The organism is Streptomyces sp. NPDC057963 (assembly GCF_042887155.1).
GTDB lineage: Bacteria > Actinomycetota > Actinomycetes > Streptomycetales > Streptomycetaceae > Streptomyces.
Genome location: NZ_JBHVPX010000005.1, coordinates 464947 through 487544 on the forward strand (window position 1 = coordinate 464947; position 22598 = coordinate 487544).

Sequence of the window (22598 nt, forward strand, 5' to 3'; positions counted from 1 at the left end):
GCAGACCCGCTGCCGGGCCACCGCCGGCCCCGCCCGCTCCTCACGGCGTTCCGGGCGCGCGCCGTCGGCGGCGGCCGTGCACCAAGCGACCGGGCCGCCGAATGCACCCGGATTCCCGCCCCGAAGGGGCGTGTCCGTCGGCTCTGCCCGATGGCGTGCAGACATATCCTGGGCGCGCCCGCAGGGGGACGAACCGGACCCGTCCCACCCCGGTCGGCACACATCGGGCCGTTTCCCTCTCGTCTCCGCTTCACCCGGTGCGGACGTGCCCGCACAGCCACTGATGCACTGCGAACGCTGTGGGCGCGGAATGGTCCTCAAGCATGGAGAAGTGGTCGCCCGCCACCTCCAGCCGCTCGTGTTCCAGCGGCCAGCCGACGCGCGTCCCGTCGCCCAGCAGGCCGGACAGGGCCCTGACGTCCGCGGCCCCCACCAGCACGGTCCGGGTGGCCACCGGCCGGGGCCGCCAGCCTTCGAGCAGCTGCCCGTACCATGCCATCGCCGTGAACTGCTCGTCGACGACGGGCAATTGCGGGAACCGTTCGAGCAGGCGCCGGGTGATCACCGACATCCCGCGGGCCATGGCAGGACCGGGCGACCTGGGTGTGTCGAGCAGCACCAGCGCGGCGGGCGGGGCCTCGGCGGTCTCCAGCCGTCGTACGAGTTCATGGGCGAGCCAGCCCCCTGAGGAGTACGCCGCGAGCGCGAACGGGCGGTCCCGGAATCGCTTGAGCAGCGTCGTCGCCAGTGCGTCCGCGGCCGCTTCCAGGTTCAGGGGCAGTGGCTCCCCGGCCGCGTATCCGGGGGCGGAGGCCGTCCACACCTGCCGGCGGTCGCGGAGCGCGGAGGCGAACTTCACGTACTGGTACGCCCCGGTGGGAGCGACGAGGGACGGCAGGCAGACCAGCGGCGGTTCCTGCTCGCCGTCCGACAACCGCAGGGTCTCCGGCGCGGGTCCGTTTCCGGCCGCGAAGGTGGGCCGGAGTCGTGCGGCGGCGGACAGCAGGTCACCGGCCTGTTCCGGCGTGCCGGTCTCCACCGCCGTGCGGAAGAGCTGGGCGACGGGGTGTGCCGGTGCCCGTGACGTGTCCGCCCCAGGTGTCCGGGAGGCGGTGGCGGAGGGGGCCGGTCCGGCCGTCTCGGGCCGCAGGCGCGCGATGAGGGCGTCCACGCGGGGACCGCCGGTCTCGATGAAGTGGGCGGTGAGTTCTCCGACCGACTCGGCGGCGAAGAGCAGGGTCGACGAGACGTCGCCGAGATCCTCGCGCAAGGCGTTCGTCAGCTGGAGGACGAGGATGGAATCCATCCCGTAGTCACTGAGCGGGGTCGAGAGAGCGATCCGTTCCGCCGGAATACCGAGGGTCCGCGCCGCCTGTTCACGGAGGTACCCCGCCATCGTCCCGGAGCGGCTCTCCGCGGCGGGAGCGGGCGTGGTCCCCGTCCCGGCCTCGGCCTGCCCCGTCCGGGCCGGCCCGGGTTCCGGGGCGGGTTCCGGGGCCGGCACGGGTTCCGGGGCGGGAACCGGTTGCGGCGGTGTGCCGGCGTCGGGCTCCGGCCGGGGGCGCGATCGCCGCGCCGCGGATGTCCGGTGTCCCGGTGTGGTCCCCGCCTGGCACACGATTCCGTCGCTCTCGGCGGCGATGATCTGCTGCCCGAGCTCGTGGGCCTGCGGCAGTACGAAGACGGACGACCGGAACCCTTCGCTCTCCAGCACCTCGCGCCAGTTGTCGGGCGACAGCGCCGGTGAGCCGGGTACGCGCAGCGAGTCGTCCTCGAAGAGCCACCAGCCCTCCAGCAGTCCGAAGGTGAGATGGCTGAAGATGTCGAAGGCGGCGAGTTCGTTCAGCAGCAGCCAGCCTCCGTCGCGCATGGCCGCCTTCGCGTTGCGGATCGTGTTGCGGGTGTCGCGCGTCGCGTGCAGCACGTTGGCGGCGACGACCAGGTCGTAGCTCCCGCCCTCCACGCCCTGTCCCGCGAGCGGCCGTTCGGCGTCGAAGCGGGCGTACGAGAGGTACGGCGTCCGTGGCCCGTACGCGGTCCGGGCGTGGTTCAGGAACGCCTTCGAGACGTCGGTGTACGTGTAGGTCTCGATGTGCTCCTGGAAGGGACGCAGCGCGGCGAACATGCCGACGCTGGTGCCGCCCGTGCCCGCGCCGATCTCCAGGATGCGCAGGCGCGCGCCCGGGTCCAGCCGCAGCCGCTCGGCGACGACGGCGGTGGCCGCGTCGGCCATGGCCCGGTTGTACATGTCGGCGACCCGGTTGTTCCGGTACGTGCCTTCGACGAGGGCGACGGAGCCCTGCGGGAACAGGATGTCGGTGGGCCGGGTCCTGCCGGTGAGGATGTCGGGCAGTGCCCGCAGCGTGGCGTCGAGGAGGGCGGCTTCGGCCTTCTTGTCGGGGTCGGCGGACCACTGCGCGCGGTACCGGTCCCACTCGCGTCGGACGTCCTCCAGCGGCGGGGCCGACGCCGGCACGACGCGGAGCGCGTGATCGAGCCACGTGTCGTACCTCGTCAGGATTCCGGCGCGGTCACGGAGTTCCGTGACGCGGGTGTCACGACCGCGGGCGTCCGGAGTTCCGGGACCGGGCAGGCCGCCGAGTGCTTCGAGGTGTGCGCGGAGCAGGCGTGCGAGGAGCGGATCGCGTTCGGTCCTGCGCCATGCGGCGACCGCGCGCAGGACCTCGCGCTCGGCGGGAGCGCCGACTCCGGCCACGACCGCGTCGGGTGCGACGCGGGTCCGCGCCCGCTCGTACACGGTCACCCGTGCGCCCGGATCGATGCCCGTGAGGGCGTCGGGCCGCCTCGACCTGATGAAGCCCACCTGCCGCTGGGGACCGCCGAGGAGCGTTTCGAGCGCCCGCATCGCCTCGGGCGGCTCGATCGAGACGAGCCCCCAGCGCGCCATGCTCTCCCGGTGCCGTTCCGACGAGGCGCTGCCGGTACTCCCCCACCAGCCCCAGTTCATCACCTTCACCGGGTGGGTCCGATGCCGGGAGAGGTGGTGGGCGTAGGCGTCGCCGAAGGTGCATCCCGCCGCGTAGTTGCTCTGCCCGGCGGCCGTCGTGAACGACTGGACCGACGAGAAGAACAGCAGGAAGTCGAGGGCGTCGTCCGCGAAGGCCTCGGCGGTGGCGACGCCCGCGTCGATCTTCGCCGTGAGACCTGCGCGGAGTGTCGCTTCGTCCATCCTGGCCAGGCTCTGGTCCCGCAGCACGAGCGCTGCCTGGATCACGCCGTGGATCCGCGGGTGGTGCTCCTTGATCTGTGCGCGGGCGCGGCGCAGCGAGGCGGGGTCCGCGGCGTCCGCGGACACGTAGCGCACATCACCGCGGCAGCTGCGCAGCTTCGCATCGATCTCGGCGTCCTGCGGGCGCCGCCCGATCCAGATGACGTGCGCGCCGTAGCGTTCCACGACGTACTGGGTCCATACGGTGCCCAGTCCGCCCGCGCCGCCGATCACGACGTAGACGCCGCCTTCCCGGTACGCCTGTTCCTCGGCGTTCCCCGGCTCGTCGGGCACCCAGCGTCGCACCAGCCACTGGCCCGCGCGGCGCACCAGGGTGTCGCCCGCCGCATGCCCGGGGAGGGCCAGGAGATCCGCGGGCGGGGCGGCGGTGTCGAGGTCGGTCCGGTGGACCGACCAGTGGGCGTACTCGTGCGCGAGTGACCCGAAGAGGCCGTGCAGCCCCGCGTGGGCAGGCGCCGTCGGCTCCGTGTCGTGCGTGGCCAAAGCGCGCCGCGTGACCAGTGTGACGGCGAGCGGGCGTGCGTCGTGCCCGGTACGGATGAGCGCCTTGATCATGCGGAAGGCCGCGATCACGCCCTCCTCCTGGGCTGCGACGAAGCCGGCGGTGTCCGTCGGTGCGAGTGCCGAGGGGGTGTCCGGTTCCGCGTCCGGCGCCATCCAGACGAGGTGGCTGACCGCAGCGGTGGTCCGGAGCCGGCCGGCCAGCTCGTCCGTCGATGCTCCGGGGACGAGGTCCCATGCCGTGACGCGCGGGTACCGGTGGGCGAGCTCGGCCCGTTGGCCGGCCGTTCCTCCCACCACCAGGACATGGTCCGGGTCCGGGACACGCCCGCCGGCCGGGGGCCCGGGTACGGGTTCCCACACCGGTGCGAACAGGTCCGGCACCGGTTCCTTGGCCCTGCGCGCGGTGTAACCGGTCATGCGGACGCAGACGTCGCCGTCCTTGTCGACGAGGTCCACGTCGAGTCGGCTCAGCGGGGTCACCGCCCGCGCCGCGTCGGCGACCCGGACGACGGCCCACACCGGGGCCGGGCACGGGGCCAGGAGCTCAACGCGGTCGAGCGCGAAGGGCACCACCGTCTCCGGAGGTTCCGCGCCGTCGGTGAGGTGGAGCGCGATCGACGCCTGGACGGCCGAGTCCGTCAGGGCCGGGTGCAGGACGTACGGTGCGGCCGGGTCCGCCTCGGGCGGCAGGTCGAGTTCGGCGAGGACGGTACCGTCACCGACGTATGCCTCGCGGACGGCACGGAGCGACGGCCCGTGGACGATCCCCATCGAGGCCAGTGCCTCGCGGATGCGTTCGGCGGATACGGTTCGCGCGCCGTTCGCGCGAAGCGGCGCGAGTGCGACGCGGGCGGGGCGGGGCGTGCCGGAGACCGATACGCGCCCTGTGGAGCACACGACGGAGTCGGTGGCTCCCTCGGCCCGCGAGCTGATCTCGAAGGTGAGGTCGTCGCCCTCCGCCGTCGCCGGCTTCACCAGGACTTCGACGCTCAGGGGCGCTCCGTCCTGGACGATCGGCCGCATCCAGGCGATGTCGCTCATCCGCAGGGGCGTCGTCGCGTCGAGGCCCAGCGCACGGACCGCGGTCTCCCGTGCCATTTCGAGGTGGACGACGCCCGGGAGGACGCGCTGTCCGCGCACGGTGTGGTCGCGCAGGACGGACTCGTCGCCCTTGAAGACGGTGGTGGCACGCAGCGTGCCCGGCACGTCCGCCCTGTTCTCCACGGCGGACGACTCGTGGATCAGCGGATGCGCCACCACCGGCCGGTGCAGCGCGGCACGGAGCGGCGCGGCCGGGGCGGCCGGAGGCAGGGGCCCCGCCCAGTGGCTCTCCCGGGCGAAGGGGTATGTCGGCAGCGGCACCCGCAGATGGGTTCCCGCCGCGAACACCGCGCCGTAGTCGAGTTCCGCTCCCTGGGCGAAGTAGCCGGCGAGCGCGGTGAGATCCGCGTGGTGGGTCTCGGCGGAGGAGGCCCGTACCGGGTCCGCGCAGCGGCGCAGGCACGCGTCGCCCCCACCCGGTTCCGGGCCCGCCCCGGTCCGGTCCCTCGGCGCCGCGCAGCCGGTGAACGCGTCCGTTCCGTCGAGCCCTGCGTCGAGGATCCTCAGCAGTTCGGCGCGGTCCCGCACCACACAGGCGAACCGGTGGGCGAATCGGGCCCTGCCGACCGCGAGCGTATGGGCGAGGTCCCCCGGATCCGGGGAGTCCGCACGGCGGCAGTGTGCCGCCAGCCGAGCGACCTGCTGGGCCAGTTGCCCGCGCGAGCGGGCCGAGAGGAGGACGAGGTGGGCGGGGCGGGGCGTACGGGTGCGGGAGGAGGCCGGTGCCTCCTCGATCACGAGGTGCGCGTTCGTACCACTCGCGCCGAAGGAGCTGACAGCACCGCGCCGGGGGCCGCCGTCGGGGGGAGTCTCCCAACGGTGGTCGCGCGTGCTCACGTAGAAGGGACTGCCGTCGAGGCCGATGGCGGCGTTCGCGGTCTCGAAGTGGAGCGAGGCGGGGATCCGTTCGTGCCGCATGGCGAGGAGGACCTTGAACACGCCGGCGATGCCCGCTGCGAACTGGGTGTGGCCGATGTTGGTCTTGATCGAGCCCAGCGCGCAGTATCCGGTCCTCCCGGTGCCCGCCCGGAACGCCCGGTCGAGCGCCGAGAATTCGATGGGGTCGCCGAGCGGGGTTCCCGTTCCGTGCGCCTCGACGAGCCGGATGGTCCCGGCGTCGACGCCGAAGGACGCGTAGGTGTCCCGGAGCAGGCGCTCCTGCGAGACGGAGCTGGGCGCCGTGATCCCGTTGGTCGCACCGTCGTGGTTGCTGCCCGTGGCGCGGATCACTCCGTGGATGTGGTCGCCGTCGGCCAGGGCGTCTTCGAGCCGCTTGAGCACGAGAACGCCCACGCCTTCGCCCGGCACGAAACCGTCGGCGCGCTGATCGAAGGTGTGGCACCGTCCGGTCGCCGAGAGCATTCCGGCGCGTCCGGCCAGTTCGTAGAGACGGGGCGTCGACTGGACGAAGACTCCGCCCGCCAGGGCCGTGTCCATCTCGCCCGACCAGAGCCCGCGGCAGGCCAGGTCGATTGCGACGAGCGAGCTGGAGCACGAGGTGTCGACGGCCAGCGCGGGACCCCTCAGGTCGAGGAAGTACGAGACCCGGGCCGGGATGAGGGACGCGTTGTTCCCCCAGAACGCATGTGCGGGCCCGTCGTCCCCGACGACCTCCCGGTAGTCCCCGTTCCAGCAGCCCACGTACACGCCGCAACGGGCTTCGTCCAGTTGCCCGCCGGCGTATCCCGCGTCCTCCAGCGCCTTCCACGCCTCTTCGAGGAGCAGACGCTGCTGCGGGTCCATGGCCGCGGCCTCGACTCCCGAGATCCCGAAGAACTGCGGGTCGAATGCGTCGATCCGGTCCAGGAATCCGCCGCTCGTGCAGCGCGGCGATCCGTCGCTGCCGGTGCCCCGGAGATTCCAGCGGGTCGCCTCGGTGACGAGGTCGTCGCCGTTCACGAGGTGTGTCCAGAGGTCGTCGAGGGTGTCGGATCCGGGGAAGCGCCCGCTCATTCCGACGATGGCGACCGGCGACCGGTCGGCGGCCGGACGGGCGGGGCCCGGGGCGGGCGCGGTCCCGGGGCGGGCCGCGACGGCGGCGTCCGGGGCCGGGACGCCCATGGCGCCGTACTCCGCGAGCAGATGCGCGACGAGGCGATCGGGCGAGCTGTGATCGAAGACGACGCCGGTCGAGAGGTCGAGTCCGAACGCCTCGTTGAGCAGATGCACGAGACGGACCGCGAGGATGGAGTCGAGTCCGTGGTCGGCGAACGCGAGCCCGCCGTCGATCTCGTCCTGCGGCATGGCGAGCACTTCCGCGATCTTCGCACGCACGGTGCGGGCGACGCTCTCGTCACGCGTGGCATCACCCGTGGTGCGGGCTCCGTCGCGAGGGGCGCCGTCCCGGGGCTGCGGTACGGCGGTGGCCGCGGCGCCGACGGTTTCAGCACCCCGAACCGGCGCCAGGTCCCCGATCCAGAACCGGTCCTTCGCGAACGGGTACGTCGGCAGGGACACCCGGCGGGGCAGCGGCGCCGGGTGCAGCTTCCCCCAGTCCAGCTCCACGCCGTCGACCCAGAGAGCGGCCAGCTTGTCGAGCCTCCCCGCTCCGGCCCACCGCTCGACGAGGAGCTCCCGCAGGTCTTCGTCGGCGGCGATCTCGGCGACGGCGCCCCGGGCGGGCCCGGCACCGCCCCGGTGGAGGCCCGGTATCGCCGCCCCGTCCCCCGCCGTCGCGTACTCACGCAGTACGCGACGGAGCTCGGCGAGGGAGGACACGGTCGACGCCAGGCGTTCCTTCATCGCCTGACGTCCGGTCTGCAGGGTGAAAGCGAGATCGGCCAGAGCGATGTCCTCGCGCTCCGGGTCACTGCGTTCGAGGAATGCCACCAGGCGCGCGGCGGCCTGCCGAAGCCGCTCCGGTGTCCGCGCCGAGAGCACGACCAGGTGCTCGGCCCCCTCGTCGCGGGCCACCTGGTGTGCGGCGTCCTTCGCCACGTACTCCTCGATGATGACGTGCGCGTTCGACCCGCCCGCTCCGAAGGACGAGACCGCCGCGATCCGCGGGCCCTTCGACTCCCAGGGCGCGAGGGTCCGCTGGACGAAGAACGGCGTCTCCTCGAACCGGATGCCAGGGTTCAGTTCCTCGCTGTGCAGGCTCGGCACGAGTGTCCGGTGCCGGAGCTGAAGCACGGTCTTGGTGACGCCCGCGATGCCCGCGGCGGCCTCCAGGTGCCCGATCGCCGATTTCACGGATCCGATCGCGCAGAACTGCTTCTCCCGCGTCGACTGTCCGAAGGCGAGCGAGAGCCCCTGCACCTCGATCGGATCGCCCAGTTCCGTGCCCGTGCCGTGCGCCTCGACGTAGCCCAGCTCCCGCGCCGGTATCCCGGCCCGGGTCAGCGCGTCGCCGATCAGCTCCGCCTGGGCGGTCGGGCTGGGCACCGTGTAGCCGTTGGACCGGCCGCCGTGGTTGATGCTCGTCCCGCGGACCACGGCGAGGATCCGGTCCCCGTCCGCGACGGCCCGGCCGAGTGGCTTCAGGAGCACCGCGCCGACGCCCTCGCCGGGCACGAAGCCGTCACCGCCGCTGCCGAAGCTCCGTACGTGCGCCTGCGACGACAGCATGGTGGAACGGCACAGTTCGACGTAGTCGGACGGATGCAGATAGAGGTTCACCCCACCGGCGACGGCCAGCTCACAGGCGCCCCGGCGCAGATGCTCGCATGCCTCGTGAATCGCCGTGAGCGACGACGAGCACATCGTGTCGACCGTGAGGCTCGGTCCTCGGAGGTCCAGGACGTACGAAGTCCGTGCGCTGAGCGAGGCGAAGGAGAGCGACGGCACGATCGTCTCGCCCGACGGCAGGAGCGCCGCGCCGTGCCGGGCGTGGCCGGACTTGGTCACGCCGGCGAAGACGCCGACCCGCCGCTGGTGGCGGCGCGCCAGCTCCTCGGGGGTGTAGCCCGCGTCCTCGATCACTTCCCAGGCGGCCTGGAGGAAGAGGCGCTCCTGCGGGTCCATCGCATAGGCGTCACGCGGGGCGATCCGGAAGAAGCGCGGATCGAACGCGTCGAAGTCGTCGAGGAATCCGCCCCACTTGCTGTAGCTGCGGCCCGTGGCGACGGCTGTGGCACGATCCGGTTCGTAGAAGCCGTCGAGCGGCCATCGGCCGGGCGGAATCTCGGTGACGCAGTCGCGCCCCGCCTTGAGGTTCTCCCAGAACTCCTCGGTGTTCCCGGCCTGCGGATAGCGCCCGCTCATTCCGATGATCGCGATCGCGTCGTCCCGGCCGGGACGGCCGACGGCATCGGGCGCGGTGGGCGAGTGCCGTGGTGCCGGCGCGGTGACCGCTGCGGCCGGTTCGTCCGTCCTTTCGGAAGCGGAAGCGGAAGCAGAAGCGGGCGCGGGGTGTTCCCCGGCGAGTCGCCCGGCGACGGCGCGCAGCGTCGGGAATTCGTAGAAGAGGGTGGTCGGGACCTCGCCGTACAGCGCGGACAGTTCCCTGTTGAGCTGCACGACCATGACCGAGTCGAGCGCGAGGTCGGCGAGCGGCCTGTCCGCGTCGACGACGTCGACCGGGAGCTTGGTGACCCGGGCGAAGAGCTCGACGACGGACCGGAGCGTCTCCCGTGCACGGCCCGCGGTCGGCGTCCTCCGCGGAACAGCGGGCGACGGGGCGGACGCGGGCACGGCCTTCGCCGCCTTCACAGACCCGGGCACGGCCTCCGCCGTGTTCGCAGACCCGGGCACGGCCTTCGCCGTCTCGCCGTGATGGACCCATACGCGGTCCTCGCCGGCCTCGCCGAGCCGCCAGGCGCGCAGGAGCGTCTCGACCCCCTCGTCCGACCCCATGGGAACCAGGCCCCGGTCCTGTCGGAGGCGGGCGCGTGCCGCGTCGTCCACGGTCATCCCGCCGTCCTTCCAGAGGGGCCAGGCGATCGCCGTCGTGCGGCCCGCGCGCTCGCCCGCGGCCACGCGTGTGTTGCGCACGGCGGCGTACGCGTCGAGATAGGCGTTCGCGGTGGCGTAGTCGGACTGACCGGGGTTTCCGGTGACGGCGGCACCGGAGGAGAAGACGAGGAGGAAATCGAGCGCCAGGTGCGCCGTGGCCCGGTCCAGGTGGACCACGCCGTCGACCTTGGGGGCGAGTACCTCGTCCCACTGCTGGGCGGTCTTGTTCACCAGGCGGGCGTCCTGGATCACGCCTGCGGCGTGGACGATTCCGTGGATTCCGCCGGATTCCTCGTCCACGCGCGCGACGAGGTGCCGCACTTCCTCCCAGCGGGAGACGTCCGCGACGGCGTACCGGGCCGCGGCGCCGGCTTCCCGCAGTTCGGCGAGCAGCCGGTCCACGCGTGCGTCCTGCGGGGACCTGCCGACGAGGACGAGCGTCGGGCCGTCGGCGTCCCGTGCGATCCGTCGCGCCACGAGGGCACCGATGCCGCCGGCGCCGCCCGTGATCAGGTACACGCCCCGAGCTCGCCAGGGCGTGCGCGTGCCGTCGGACGTCTTCGGCTCCCAGGTCCGCACCTGGCGTTCGGCGCCGCGGTGAAGCACGAGTTCGTCTTCCGCGTGTCGCGCGTTCATCACGACGATCGCCGCGATCTCGTCCGCGCCGTGTTCACCTTCGAGTCCGAGAACCTGCCCGGCGACCGGGTGTTCGAGCGATGCCGTGCGCAGGAGTCCCGTGAGGGCCAGGCCGACCGCCTCTGCGCCCCCCGCCGGTGTCACCACCTGCACGAACGCGGGTCCGTCGGGCGTCTTTGTGGCGATGTCGCGGATGATCTCGAACACCTGCCGCGAGAGGTCGGTGAAGCGGCTCTCCGGGCGCGTCCTCGTCGTCGTGACGGTGTGGCAGCGCGCATGGGGCAGGCGGCCTCCGACGCTGTCGCGCGCGGTCGCCGCGGCACCGCACAGGATGACGACATGGCGCCGGTACGGGTCCTCGCCGGACCGGTCGGCCGTCGCGGGCTTCGACGTCCAGCGCGGGACCAGGAGTGTCGTCCCGATCGAGGGACCGGGGTCCTGCACCGCGCCGGTGCCGACAGCGCCGGTCCCCGCACCGCCGGCCGGGATCCAGTACCTGTCCCGTGCGAACGGGTACGTGGGCAGATGGGTGCGCCGCGGCCGGGCGGAACCGGCTGCGCGGCCGTACAGCGACTGCCAGTCGACATCGGCGCCCGCGCTCCAGCGGGCGAGCACCTCGGCGGTTTCCGTGCCGCGGCCCGGCCCCGTGCCGTCCTGCGGACCGGACGCTCTGCCCCCGACGAACGCGCGGAGCTCCTCAGCGAGTTCGTCGTGCGATGCGACGGTCCAGCCCACTCGTTCGGCCATGGCCTCGCGCCCGGCCTGGAGCGTCCAGCCGATCGAGCCGAGCGGGGCGGGACGGGGCGTCCTCTCCAGGTGGGCGAGCAGCATCCGCGCCCGCTCGCGGAGTTGCTCCTGTGTACGTGCGGAGAGGGGGACGGCGACGTGCTTCCCCGCGCTGCCGGTGTCCTCGTCGCGACCGGTGTCCGGCGTGCCCGGCCCGGTGTATTCCTCGATGACGACGTGGCAGTTCGCACCGCCGAACCCGAAGCTGCTCACCCCCGCCCGCCGCGGCGCGAGCACGCCGTCGCGGCCGCGGGGCCGCTCCCACGCCTCGCGTTCGCGCACGATGCGGAACGGGCTGCCGTCGAGTGGGACGAACGGGTTGATCTCGTCGCAGTTCCGGGTCGCCGGAAGGGTGGCGTGCTCCATCGCGAGGAGCACCTTGAGGAGCCCGGCGATGCCCGCGGCGGCCTCCAGATGGCCGATGTTGGTCTTCACGGAACCCAGTCCGCAGGTGCCCCGGCCGGTGCTTCCCAGCCGCTGGAAGGCGGTCCGCAGGGCGTGCACCTCGACGGGGTCGCCCAGGGCCGTGCCGGTGCCGTGGGCTTCCACATAGCCGACCGTGCCCGGGTCGACGGCCCCCATCGCCTGCACCACGAGATCGGACTGCGCGGCGCCGTTCGGTGCGGTGAGGGAGTTCGCCCGCCCGCCGTGGTTCTCGGCGCTGCCGACGACGACGCCGAGGATCGCGTCGCCGTCGCGCTCGGCGTCGGCCAGGGGCTTGAGAAGAACGGCGCCGACGCCCTCGCCCCGGACGTAGCCGTCCGCGTCGCTCGCGAAGGTCTTGCACCGCCCGTCCGGGCTCAGCATGCCTGCCCGCCCCGCGCTGACGAACGTGTCGACGCTGAGGAGAAGGTTCACCCCGCCCGCTATCGCCGCGTCGCAGGCCCCGGACCGGATCGCCTCGACGGCCCGGTGGACTGCGACGAGCGAGCTCGAACAGGCCGTGTCGACCGGCTCGCTCGGGCCGTGGATGTCGAGCACGTAGGAAATGCGGTTGGCGAGCATGGAGTGCGCGTTCCCGGTGGAGGTGAACGCGTCGGGCGGGGTGCCGTGGGCGGCGAGGAGCGTCGCGTAGTCGGTCCCCGAGACACCGAAGAAGAGCCCGGTGTTCCTCGGCAGGCCGGAGGGGGCGTACCCGCTGTGTTCCAGCGCGTTCCAGACCGTTTGGAGCGCCAGTCGGTGCTGGGGGTCCATCAGCTCGGCCTCGCGCGGCAGGATCCGGAAGAAGGCCGCGTCGAAGGCGTCCACGTCGTCGAGGACGCCCGCGTGACGCGGGAAGTCGGAGGACTCCACGACGCGCGCGTAGGCGGCGTCGTAGCGGTGGAGGGGGAACGCCGTGACGCTGTCCCTCCCTTCGGCCAGATTCGACCAGTACGCGTCCAGATCGGGGGCGCCGGGAAAGCGCCCCGCGGCTCCGACGACGGCGACCGGCACGGGCGGTGCCCCGGGCTCCGGCCGCCCGGGAACGGCCTCCTCGGCCGCATGGCGCCGGACCGCCGCGGATCGCGGCAGGTTGCCGGGGGCGGGGTCGGGGGCGGGGTCGGGCTCCTCGGGCGGGGCCGCCGGACGCGACCGCTCGTAGGCCGAGCGCAGGGGTTCCCCGTACTCCGCGGCGAGGTGCCGGCCCAGCGAGTCGAACGTATTCAGGTCGAAGAAGACCGCGGGGGTCAGGTCGATGCCGAGCCGGTCGCGCACCTGCCCGGCCAGGGCGACGAGCGAGATCGAGTCGAAGCCGAACGCGTCGAAGCCCGTACGGGCGTCGAGCTCGCCCGCGTCGAACTTGAGGATGCCGCTCGCCATGTCACGCAGTTCGTCCGCCGCGTAGGCGGCGAGGTCGCCGCGGACCTCTCCCGCCGTCTCCGCCGTCTCCGTGCCGGTGCCCGCCGCTCCGTCCGACGCTCGCGCCCTCGCGTCCGGGCCGGTCCACGGCGCTTCACCGTCGCCGCACCACACGTCCGAGAGCACCGCGACCACCCCGCCGTTCCGGTCCAGCAGACCCACACGCCCGCCGAGACCGTCCGGCTCGGCGGTCAGGTCGAAGACGACGTACCTCACCGCCTCCGCGGCACCGCTCCCGTCGGCGAAGAGCCGGATCTCGTCGATCCGGCGGGGTGCGGTCCGTGCCCAGTGCGGTGAGCCCGTCCGCTTCGCTTCGAACTGGAGGCCCTGCGCGACGGCCGCGAGGGTGTGCGGGGCGAGGGTGACGTTCGGCCCCACATGGTCCCGCCGGAGTTCGGGCGGGCCGACTTCGAGCACCAGCCGCCCGTCCGCCAGGCGGTACGCCTGCTCGGTGCCGCTGAGTTCCGGTGCGTAGCCGAGGGCTCCCTCGGCCAGTTCCCTGAGGAACTCGGCGCGGGAGAGCGGGGCCGCGGCGCCGGTCGCGGGTGCTCCGGCCGGGAATCCCGCGAACGGTTCGGCCGGGGACGAGTGGACCGTCGGCGCCCCGGCGGCGCCACCGGCCCGCACGTCGAACTCCGCCACCGCCACCCGCGCTCCCGAGGCTTCCTCCACGAACACCGCGCCGGAGGCCGTCGTGCGGTCGGCGGTGTCGAAGACCGTCACCAGGCGCGCGGCAGCCGTCCAGGCGACCGGCGCGAGGAGGCGGAGCCGGCGCACGACGGCGCCGTCGGCGAATCCGGAGACCCTGGTGACGGCGATCGCCAGCTCTATCGCGTACGTCGGTACGATCCCGGGCGTCCGGTCCTGCCGCTCTCCCGAGGTGTACCCGTAGTCGAGGAGGTCGTCGAGGTGTACGTCGAGTACGTACCGCAGCCCGCTCACGTCCGATTCGTTCCTGCCGAGCAGCGGGTGGAGCTTCTCGCGGAGGGCGAGCGGTGCGACCACGGACGGTGCCCCCTTCTCCTGGGCGACCCAGCAGCGCACCCGCTCGAAGGGGTACGGGGGGAGCGGGACCCGCCGGGGCCTGCGTGAACCCCCCTCCACGTCGCGCCAGTCGGCGTTCTTCCCGTCGACCCACGCGGTCGCCAGCTCGCGCGGGCCCTCGGACCTCGGGTCGGTGCTCGTGAGCGCCGCCCCGAGGTCGCGGTCTCCCGCCAGATAGCGGTCCACGGCGGCGACGGCCTCCTCGGAGGTCTTCGCGAGGAATGCCCAGCGGCGCGGGAGTTCGTTCCTGCCCACGCGGAGCGTGAACGCGATCGACGCGAGATCCGCCTCCGGGCCGGCTGCGAGATACGCGCGGAAACGGGCGAGCCACGCCTCCAGGGTGGCATCGTTCGTCCCGGAGAAGACGAAGAGCTCCTCGCGCCCGTCGCTCCCGCCGTGCGCACCGTCGTCCGTAGGCACGTACTCCTCCACGATGATGTGCGAGTTCATCCCGCCCGCACCGATCGATGTGATCCCCGCGCGTCGTGGATGGGTGATCCGCCGTCCGTCGACCGTCGTCACCACGGGCTCCCAGGCGGCGAGCTGCCGCTGCAGACGGAACGGCGTGCGGGAGAAGTCGATGTCCGGATTGGTCACGTCACTGTGCAGTGAGGGCGCGATCCTCCCCTTCTGGAGCTGGAGGAGCACCTTCGTGATGCCGATCATCCCGGCGGCGTGCAGGAGATGCCCCATGTTCGACTTGACCGAGCCGATCGCACAGAACTCGGTGTCCTGCGTGTACTTCCGGAAGGCCGTCGTCAGTGCCCTGGCCTCGATCGGGTCGCCCAGCGACGTTCCCGATCCGTGCGCCTCGACGTAGCCGATGGTCCGCGGATCGACGCCCGCGTCGTCGATCGCCTTCTCGATCGCCCGCGCCTGCATACGCGGACTGGGGACGGTGAACCCGTTGCGCACACCCGCGTTGGCGAGGGCGGTTCCCTTGATGACCCCGTACACATGGTCGCCGTCGCGCTCGGCCTCGACGAGCGGCTTGAGGACGAGGGCGCCGACGCCTTCCCCGAGGATCGTCCCGTCCGCGCCCAGGCCGAAGCTCCGGATCACGTCCGAGGTCGTCGTCGTGAAGTGCTCGTGCGACGAGGTGATGAGGTTGTACGGGTGCAGGAGGAGGTTCACCCCGCCCGCGACGGCCATCCTGCACTCGCGTGCCCGCAGCATCTGCACGGCCTGGTGCACACAGGTCGAGGACCCCGAGCACATCGTGTCCACGAAGATCGAGGGGCCGGTGAATCCGTAGAAGTACGACAGCATGTTGGGGAGCGTCGCCGTGTAGCTGCCGCTCGCCGCGGAGCCGCGCACGAGGCTGTTCTGGAATCCGTACAGGCCGTAGTGGTTGCTCATCGACCCGGCGAGGACGCCCACGTCGCCGTCGTACTGCCGCTGGATCGTCTCCCGCGAATAGCCCGCGTCCTCCAGGGCGTCCACCGCTGTCCGCAGGAACAGCCGGACCTCGGGCGACATGTTCTCCGCATCGCGCCTGGAGATCCGGAAGTACCGGGGATCGAACATGTCGATGTCCCGGAGGAATGTTCCGGTACGGATGGAACTCTTGCCGAGGACGCTCCGGTCGCGGCTGTAGAGCGCGTCGTGGTCCCAGCGTTCACGCGGTACTTCCCGGAATTCGTGGCGGCCTTCCTCAAGCATCGACCAGAGGTCGCCGAGTGTCTCCGCGCCGGGGTAGGCCCCCGCGACACCGATGATTGCGATGTCGTGGTGGTCGTCGCGCCGCGCCCGTGGGTCGTCGGCGTCCGGCGCGGGGGCGGCCGGCGGTTCGCCGGCCGTTCGGGCTCCGGGTGCGCACCGTGGTGGCGCGGCGGGGGCCGGTGTGCCGTGCGGCGCGTCCGGTGCGGGGGGCGCGGGCACCGGCCGGACCTCGGTGTCGAGGATCGCCCGCAGCCTCTCGCCGTGTTCCGCGATGAAATGGCCGGCGACGCCTTCGAGGGTGGTGTGCTCGAAGAAGATGGTCTTGGGGAGCGGGCCGAAGAGCACTTCGAGCGATGCGGTCGTCTCCAGGATGGCGAGCGAGTCGATCCCGTACTCGACGAGATCGACCGCCGCGTCGATGGTCCGGGGATCACGGTGCAGCACCTCGCCCAGGACACGGCACAGCAGAGCCGTCGTACGTTCCGTCAGCTCCTCCCCGGCGACGGCGGGAGTGGCGTGGGCCGGTGCGGGGACGGGCGCGGCCGGGGGCGTGCGGTCGGGAGCGGCCGTGAGTGTCGCGGAGGCTCCGTACGCCACCACCACATGCGGCGGCCCGTCGCTGAGGGTGCGGCCGAGAAGACGGAGTCCGGCCTCGGTGGGGAGCGGTTCCCAGCCGCGCTCCCTGCGCATCGCCTCCCTCGTCACACGGTCCGCGGACATACCGCCGTCGGCCCACAGCGGCCAGCTGACGGCAACGGTCCTGCCGGTCCGCTCACCGGCGTCGACCAGCGCCTGACGGTGGCGGGCGAAGGCGTCCAGGAAGGCGTTGGCCGCCGCGTAGTCCGACTGCCCGGAATTGCCGAACACCCCGGCCACCGAGGAGAAGACGACGAAGAAGTCGAGCGCGAGGTCGCGCGAGGCCGCGTCGAGGTTGAGCACTCCGTCGACCTTCGGTTCCAGCACCGCCCGGAGGTCGGCCGCGTCCTTGGTGAAGATGTACGCGTCGCGCAGGACGCCCGCCGCGTGGACGATGCCGTCGATCCGCCCGTGCTCCCGTACGAGGGCGTCGACGGCGCGCTGCACCTCACCCTTCACGCCCACGTCGACGGGGAGGTAGTGGGCGTCGACGCCCGACTCGCGCAGTTCCCGCAGGGCCGCCTCACTCGCCGCCCCGGGCGCCGACCGGCCGCTCAGGACGACGGTGACGCCGACGCGGCGTCCGAAGTACCGTGCGGTGTGCAGCCCCAGGCCGCCCAGACCGCCCGTGATCCAGTACACCCCGCCCTTCTTCAGCGGCGGGGTCTCGGGGCCCTCGTCCAGGTCGATGCCGACGGTGCGTGCCACGTGGCGCGTTCCGTCCGGCGCGTGGCGGACCTCGCAGTCGGCGCTCCGGTCCGCCGCCTCCGCGCGGAGGGTCTTCTCGATACGTTCCGGCGGGGCGGCGTCGAGTTCCGCGACGCGCACGACGCGGCCGGAGATGCGCGGGTTCTCCAGGACGACGGTTCTGAACAGCCCGGTGAGCGGCGCGTGCACGTGCCGCGGCACCCGGTCGTCCACCAGGACGACGAACCGGTGCGCCTCCTTGGGGCTCGACCTGACCAGCTCCGCGACGTGCCCGAAGACCAGGTCGGCGGTGGAACCGACGCCGTCGGCGACATGACCCGGTGCGGCGTCGGGAAGGCGTGCGGCCGTGAAGCCGGTCATGCCTTCGACGACGGCCAGGTGCGCGGCGGCCTTCCCACCCAGGTACACGTGCACGGACGGGGCGGCCGCCGCGTCGTCCTCCTGCGGGGCGAGCGGCGACGGCGTCCACCGGACGGCGGCGGTGACGACGTCCGCGCCGGTCCCGGGATCCTGCTTCGAAATGTGCGTCCGCTGGACCAGCCCGCGCAGGCGGGCGCTCACGACGCCCTCGGCGTCGCAGAGATCGATGTCGAACACGTCGAGCGTGCTGTGCTGTCCGCGACGCCGCACCCACGCCCATGTCTCGGACGCGCAGGGACCGTGCACCGACAGTTCCTCGCACACGAAGGGCATCGCCGGACCGCCGGACCGCTCGCCCCCGCTCTCCGCCAGGAGCACGAGCGAGGACTGAAAGGCCGCGTCCAGGACGCTCGGGGGCAGGACGAAGCCCGCCTCCGTGCCCTGGCCGGCGTGCGGCTTCTCGATGCGGGCGATCAGTTCCCGTGCCCCCAGGCGGATCTCCCTCAGCCCGCGCATCGCGGGTCCGTACTCCAGACCCCGGTCCCGGAACGCCGCGTACACGTCCGCCGGCCTGCGCTCCGCCGGGCAGGCGGCCCGCAGCAGGTCGAGATCGAGCCGTTCCGGTTCCTCGGGCCCCTGGATCTCCGCCGTGCCGGAACTGTGCACCACGGCCGATTCCGTACCGGTGGAGACCTCGAAGGCGAGTGCGCCGCCGTCCTGCGGGACGAGGCCCACGCCGACGTCGACGGGCGAGTCCCCCACGACGAGCGGGCGCCGCCAGACGACGTTCCGAAGCCGGACGACCGCCGGCCACGCCGCGTCGCGCCCCGCCGCACGCACCACCGCGGCGCGGACCATTTCCACCTGGGCGGCCGCGGGCAGCACCCGTTGGCCTCCCACCACGTGCGCCGCGAGGAACGGCTCCTGCCCGCTGAAGGTCGCCCCGTAGCGTCCGCCGGTGCGGTCGGCGTCGCCGATGTGCAGAAGCGGATGGGGCACGCCGCCGACGCGCGCCGGCGGCGACGCGACCGCCGCCCCCGCGTCCCGCGACGGGGTCCAGAACCAGTGGCGCTCACGGGCGAAGGGATACCCGGGCAGGCGCACACGTCGTGGCGCCGTCCGTGCGGCACCCCGGTCACCGGCCTGCTCCGCCCGGTCCGCCGTCCCGCCCCGCACCCAGTCGTCCGCTGCCCTCCTCGGCCCGGTCGGGTCCTCGCCCGCGCTTCGCACCGTCTCGCCCAGGTGGACCTGCCCGGCCTCGCCGGCTCCGTCCGCGAACGCCCCCAGCAGTGTGTCGAGTTCCGCCCGGTCCGCCACCACGAACGCGACCCTCGCGGCCATCTGCTCACGGCCGACGCGCAGGGTGTGGGCGATGTCCCGGAGCCTCTGCGAGGGCTGCTCGCGCAGATGGACGCGCAGGTTGCGCGCGACGGCCAGCAGTCGTTCCGGAGTCTTCGCCGAAAGGGGTACGAACTGGGCGCCCCGGTCGGGTGCGCCACTCGCGCCGTCGCCGGTGAGGTGCTCCTCGAGCACCAGGTGCGCGTTCGTGCCGCCGAAGCCGAACGAGCTGACCCCGGCACGGCGCGGCGGGATGCGCCCGTCCGCCGTCGCCGGAGGCGCGGCCCAGGGCTGGGTGTCCCGGACGACGTGGAACGGGCTGTCCTCCAGCCGGATGAGTCTGTTCTGCTTCTCGAAGTGGACCGTCGCGGGCAGCACCCCGCGCGCGAACGAGCTGATCACCTTGGCGATTCCGGCCACCCCCGCGGCCCCTTCGAGATGCCCGATGTTGGTCTTGACCGAGCCGATCCCGCAGCTGGAGGGCCGGGCGACCGTGCCCTGTGCCGCGTGCAGGTTCCGGAAGGCACGCTTCAGGGCCATGATCTCGATCGGGTCGCCCACGGGCGTCCCCGGGCCGTGGGCCTCGATGTAGCTCACCGTCTCCGGACGGATTCCGGCACGGGTGTAGAGGCGTTCGATGAGATTGGCCTGTGCGGTCGGGTTGGTGACGGTGAGGGAATTCGTCCGCCCGCCGTGATTCGTCGCGACGCCCTTGACGACCGCGTGTACGGGGTCGCCGTCTTCGACGGCCCGCGCCAGGGGTTTCAGGAGGAGGACGCCTCCCCCTTCGCCGCGGACGTAGCCGTCGGCGTGCTCGTCGAAAGCCCTCGCGCGACCGGTGCGGGACAGCATGCCCGCCTGGCTGAAGGCGACGAAGTGCTTCGGCGACCAGATCAGGTTGACTCCGCCGGCCAGCGCGAGAGCGCACTCTCCGTTCTGGAGGGCGCGGACGGCTTCGTAGACCGACACGAGCGAGCTCGAACAGGCCGTGTCGTTGGTGATGCTGGGGCCCTGGAAATCGAAGTGGTAGGAAATGCGGTTGGCAATGATCGAGTAGGCCGTGCCGGTGGGAAAATAGACGTCCGTCCTGGTTCCTTCGCGTTCCATCAGCTCCGCGTAGTCCGCGTGGCAGACCCCCATGAAGACGCCGGTGTCCGTCCCCGCCAGTTCGCCCGCCGCGTATCCGGCGTTCTCGACGGCCTGCCACGCGAGTTCGAGGGCGATGCGCTGCTGCGGATCCATGCTCTCCGCCTCACGCGGCGAGATGTTGAAGAAGTCCGCGTCGAAGCAGTCCGCGTGGTCGATGAAGCCTCCCCAGATGCTGTTCGTCTTCTGGGCGCCTCTTCTCGGATCCCCGAAGTAGTGCTCCTTGGACCAGCGTTCGGGGGGAACCTCCGAGATGAGCGATCGGCCGGCGACGAGGTGCTCGCCGAGTTCCTCCAGTGTGCCGGCGCCCGGAAGCCGCAGGGCGAGCCCGATGATCGCGACGTCCTCGGTCGCGGGGGCCGGTTCGACCGTACTCATCGGATTCCTCCTGCCTGGGGGAAGACCTGCCGGAAGGGCTCCGGCCTCCGGCCCTTCCGGTGGTCGTGGATGGTCCGGATCTCCAGGCCGGGCTCCGCCGAAGTGCTCCGGTGGCTGCCCCGTCCCTTCACGAACCGGTGGTCGAGGACGGCGGTCGAGAGCAGGTAGAGAAAGGCCTGGTCTTCTTTCGTACTGATCTGCCGATCGGGTGCGGCCATGACTTTCTCCACCAGTTTCCGCGCGAATACGGGGTCGATGCAGTCGATCTTCTTCAACTCGGAGTCCGAGAGGATCAGGTCCAGATAGTCCGGCCGCTGCTGCTTGAAGACGGTCGCACCGGGTGCGCGGTACGGCTGCTTCCGTCGTTTCAGGCTCGATTCCGGCAGCTCACCGCGGAATGCCTTCTTGAGGATCGCCTTCTCCTCCGAGCCGTCGTCGAACCTCAGGTTCACCGAAGCGGCCGCGCGCACCACGGCCGGATCGAGGAACGGGCAGCGGTTCTCGACACCGTGCGCCAGGCTCATTCGCTCGCCCTGCGTCGAGAGGAGATAGCCCGGGAGAAGGGTCTTGTATTCGAGCCACTGGGCCTTCTGGACCGGGCTCAGCGCGGCGTATCCGGGGGTCGCTCCCGTGAGTGCGAGGAGGTCCGCGAACGGATCGTCACGGCGTTTCAACAGGCGTGCCGCGAAACGGCCGTTCTGGTAACGGAGTTCGTGCGAGAAGAGGCCCGGTAGCCGTTCCACCGCGAACTGCTCGAAGAGGCCCGCCAGCCGTGCCCGGTTCGCGGGATCGAAGTGGCTCAGCTCCGGGTGCAGGCTGCCGATCCTCGTCATCCGCTCGGCGTCCGTCAGTTCGTTCCACGACGCGCGCAGCAGTGTCTCGCGGAAGAGCGAATAGCCGAGGAACGCCTCGTCGGCGCCCTCGCCGCTGAGGACCACCCGTATTCCGGCGTCCCGGACGTGGCGGGAGAGGAGATACATGGGCACGAACGCGGTGCGGAATGCCGGGACTTCGGCGTGGTACACGGCCGCCGGGAAGTTCTCCACGATGTCGGCGCTCGACACCGCGATGGACGAGTGCCGTGTCCGGAGATGCGATGCGACGACATGCTGGCTGCTCGACTCGTCGAAGGCCTCCTCCTCGAACTCCACCGAAAAGGTGCGCACCTCGCGCGGGGAGAGGTCCGTCGTCAGCTTGGTCACGATCGAGGAGTCGAGCCCGCCGCTCAGGTAGACCCCGACTTCGACATCACTGCGCAGCCGCAGCTCCACGCTCTGCCGGAGGGTTTCGCGGACGAAGGCCTCCGCTTCGCGCGCGGTGCCGTCGAACGGTGGTGCCTCCAGGTCGAGTCCGGTGTAGTCGCGCAGGGTCGTCCGGCCGCCGCCCACGGCCATCCAGCTGCCCATGGGGAGCTGGCGGATGTGCTGGAAGGGGGCCCGGTCCGGCAGCGGTGTCCACACCGCGAAGGTGGAGGCGAGTTCGGCGGAGTCGAGTTCGAAACGGAACCCCGGGAACGCCTGGAACGCCTTCATCTCGGAGGCGAAGAGGAATTCCCCGCCCCGGTCGCCTCCGCCGTCGATACGGGTGCGGTCGACGTAGAAGAGGGGGCGCTTGCCGTATCTGTCGCGTGCCAGGAAGAGGTCACCGGACCATGCGTCCCGGATCGCGACCGCGAAGGCGCCGTTGCACCGGGGCAGGCACGCCGGCCCCCATTGGATCCACGCCCGCAGGAAGACCTCGGTGTCCGAACGGGTGCGGAACCGGTGGCCGAGTCCCCGCAGCTCTTCACGGAGTTCGACATAGTTGTACAACTCACCGTTGAAGCAGATCCAGTAGCGCTCCGTCGGATCCGCCATCGGCTGTACGCCCCGGGAGATGTCGATGATCGTCAGCCGGACCGTTCCCATGGCCATGCCGTCACTCAGGTAGTAGCCCGCCTCGTCCGGTCCGCGGTGGCGGATCAGTGACAGCATGGAGGTCATGACCTCGGGCGCGGCTTCGGTATCGAGCGACGGCGAGACGAACCCTGCGATTCCGCACATGCGGGGTCTCCTTGCTTCAGTGGTCGTCGCGCTCGGCGAGTTTTTTTGCCACGAAGGCATCGATGGCATCGAGCGAGGTGAAGACGTTCGCGATGAACTCTTCGTCCGTCATTTCGAGCTTGAAGTCGCTCTCAAGGGCGCTCAGGAGCTGAACGTATCCGAAGGAGTCCATCACCCCGGCCTTGAAAAGATCGCTCGCGGCCGTCAATTCGTCGTCGAATTCCACGAGAAACTGGTCTTCGATCAGTTTCTTTATGCGCCCCGCTCGGTCCATG

At 71.9% G+C, this 22598-nt stretch carries 3 protein-coding genes; all 3 read right to left on the bottom strand.

The window, feature by feature from the left end; all coding sequences use genetic code 11:
- Nucleotides 1–250 precede the first annotated feature (250 nt).
- From ACFVT1_RS15190 to ACFVT1_RS15200, 3 genes are read right to left on the bottom strand one after another with little or no spacing between them, the layout of a single operon-like run.
- Complete coding sequence (locus tag ACFVT1_RS15190; RefSeq protein WP_389795310.1) at nucleotides 251–20281, bottom strand: SDR family NAD(P)-dependent oxidoreductase; 20031 nt, start codon at nucleotides 20279–20281, stop codon at nucleotides 251–253.
- A complete protein-coding gene (gene asnB / locus ACFVT1_RS15195; protein WP_389795311.1) occupies nucleotides 20278–22323 on the bottom strand; it encodes an asparagine synthase (glutamine-hydrolyzing) in 2046 nt (681 codons plus the stop codon). The genes ACFVT1_RS15190 and asnB overlap by 4 nt, the downstream gene beginning before the upstream one ends.
- A 16-nt stretch (nucleotides 22324–22339) precedes the next feature.
- Nucleotides 22340–22597, bottom strand: a complete 258-nt coding sequence (locus ACFVT1_RS15200) for a phosphopantetheine-binding protein (RefSeq protein WP_389795313.1) — start codon at nucleotides 22595–22597, stop codon at nucleotides 22340–22342.
- Between the last annotated feature and the right edge of the window lies 1 nt (nucleotide 22598).

Bases quoted from the DNA above. Each gene is read 5' to 3' on its own strand.
- ACFVT1_RS15190 (WP_389795310.1), bottom strand. From the start codon at position 20,281: ATGAGTACGGTCGAACCGGCCCCCGCGACCGAGGACGTCGCGATCATC.
- asnB (WP_389795311.1), bottom strand. From the start codon at position 22,323: ATGTGCGGAATCGCAGGGTTCGTCTCGCCGTCGCTCGATACCGAAGCC.
- ACFVT1_RS15200 (WP_389795313.1), bottom strand. From the start codon at position 22,597: ATGGACCGAGCGGGGCGCATAAAGAAACTGATCGAAGACCAGTTTCTC.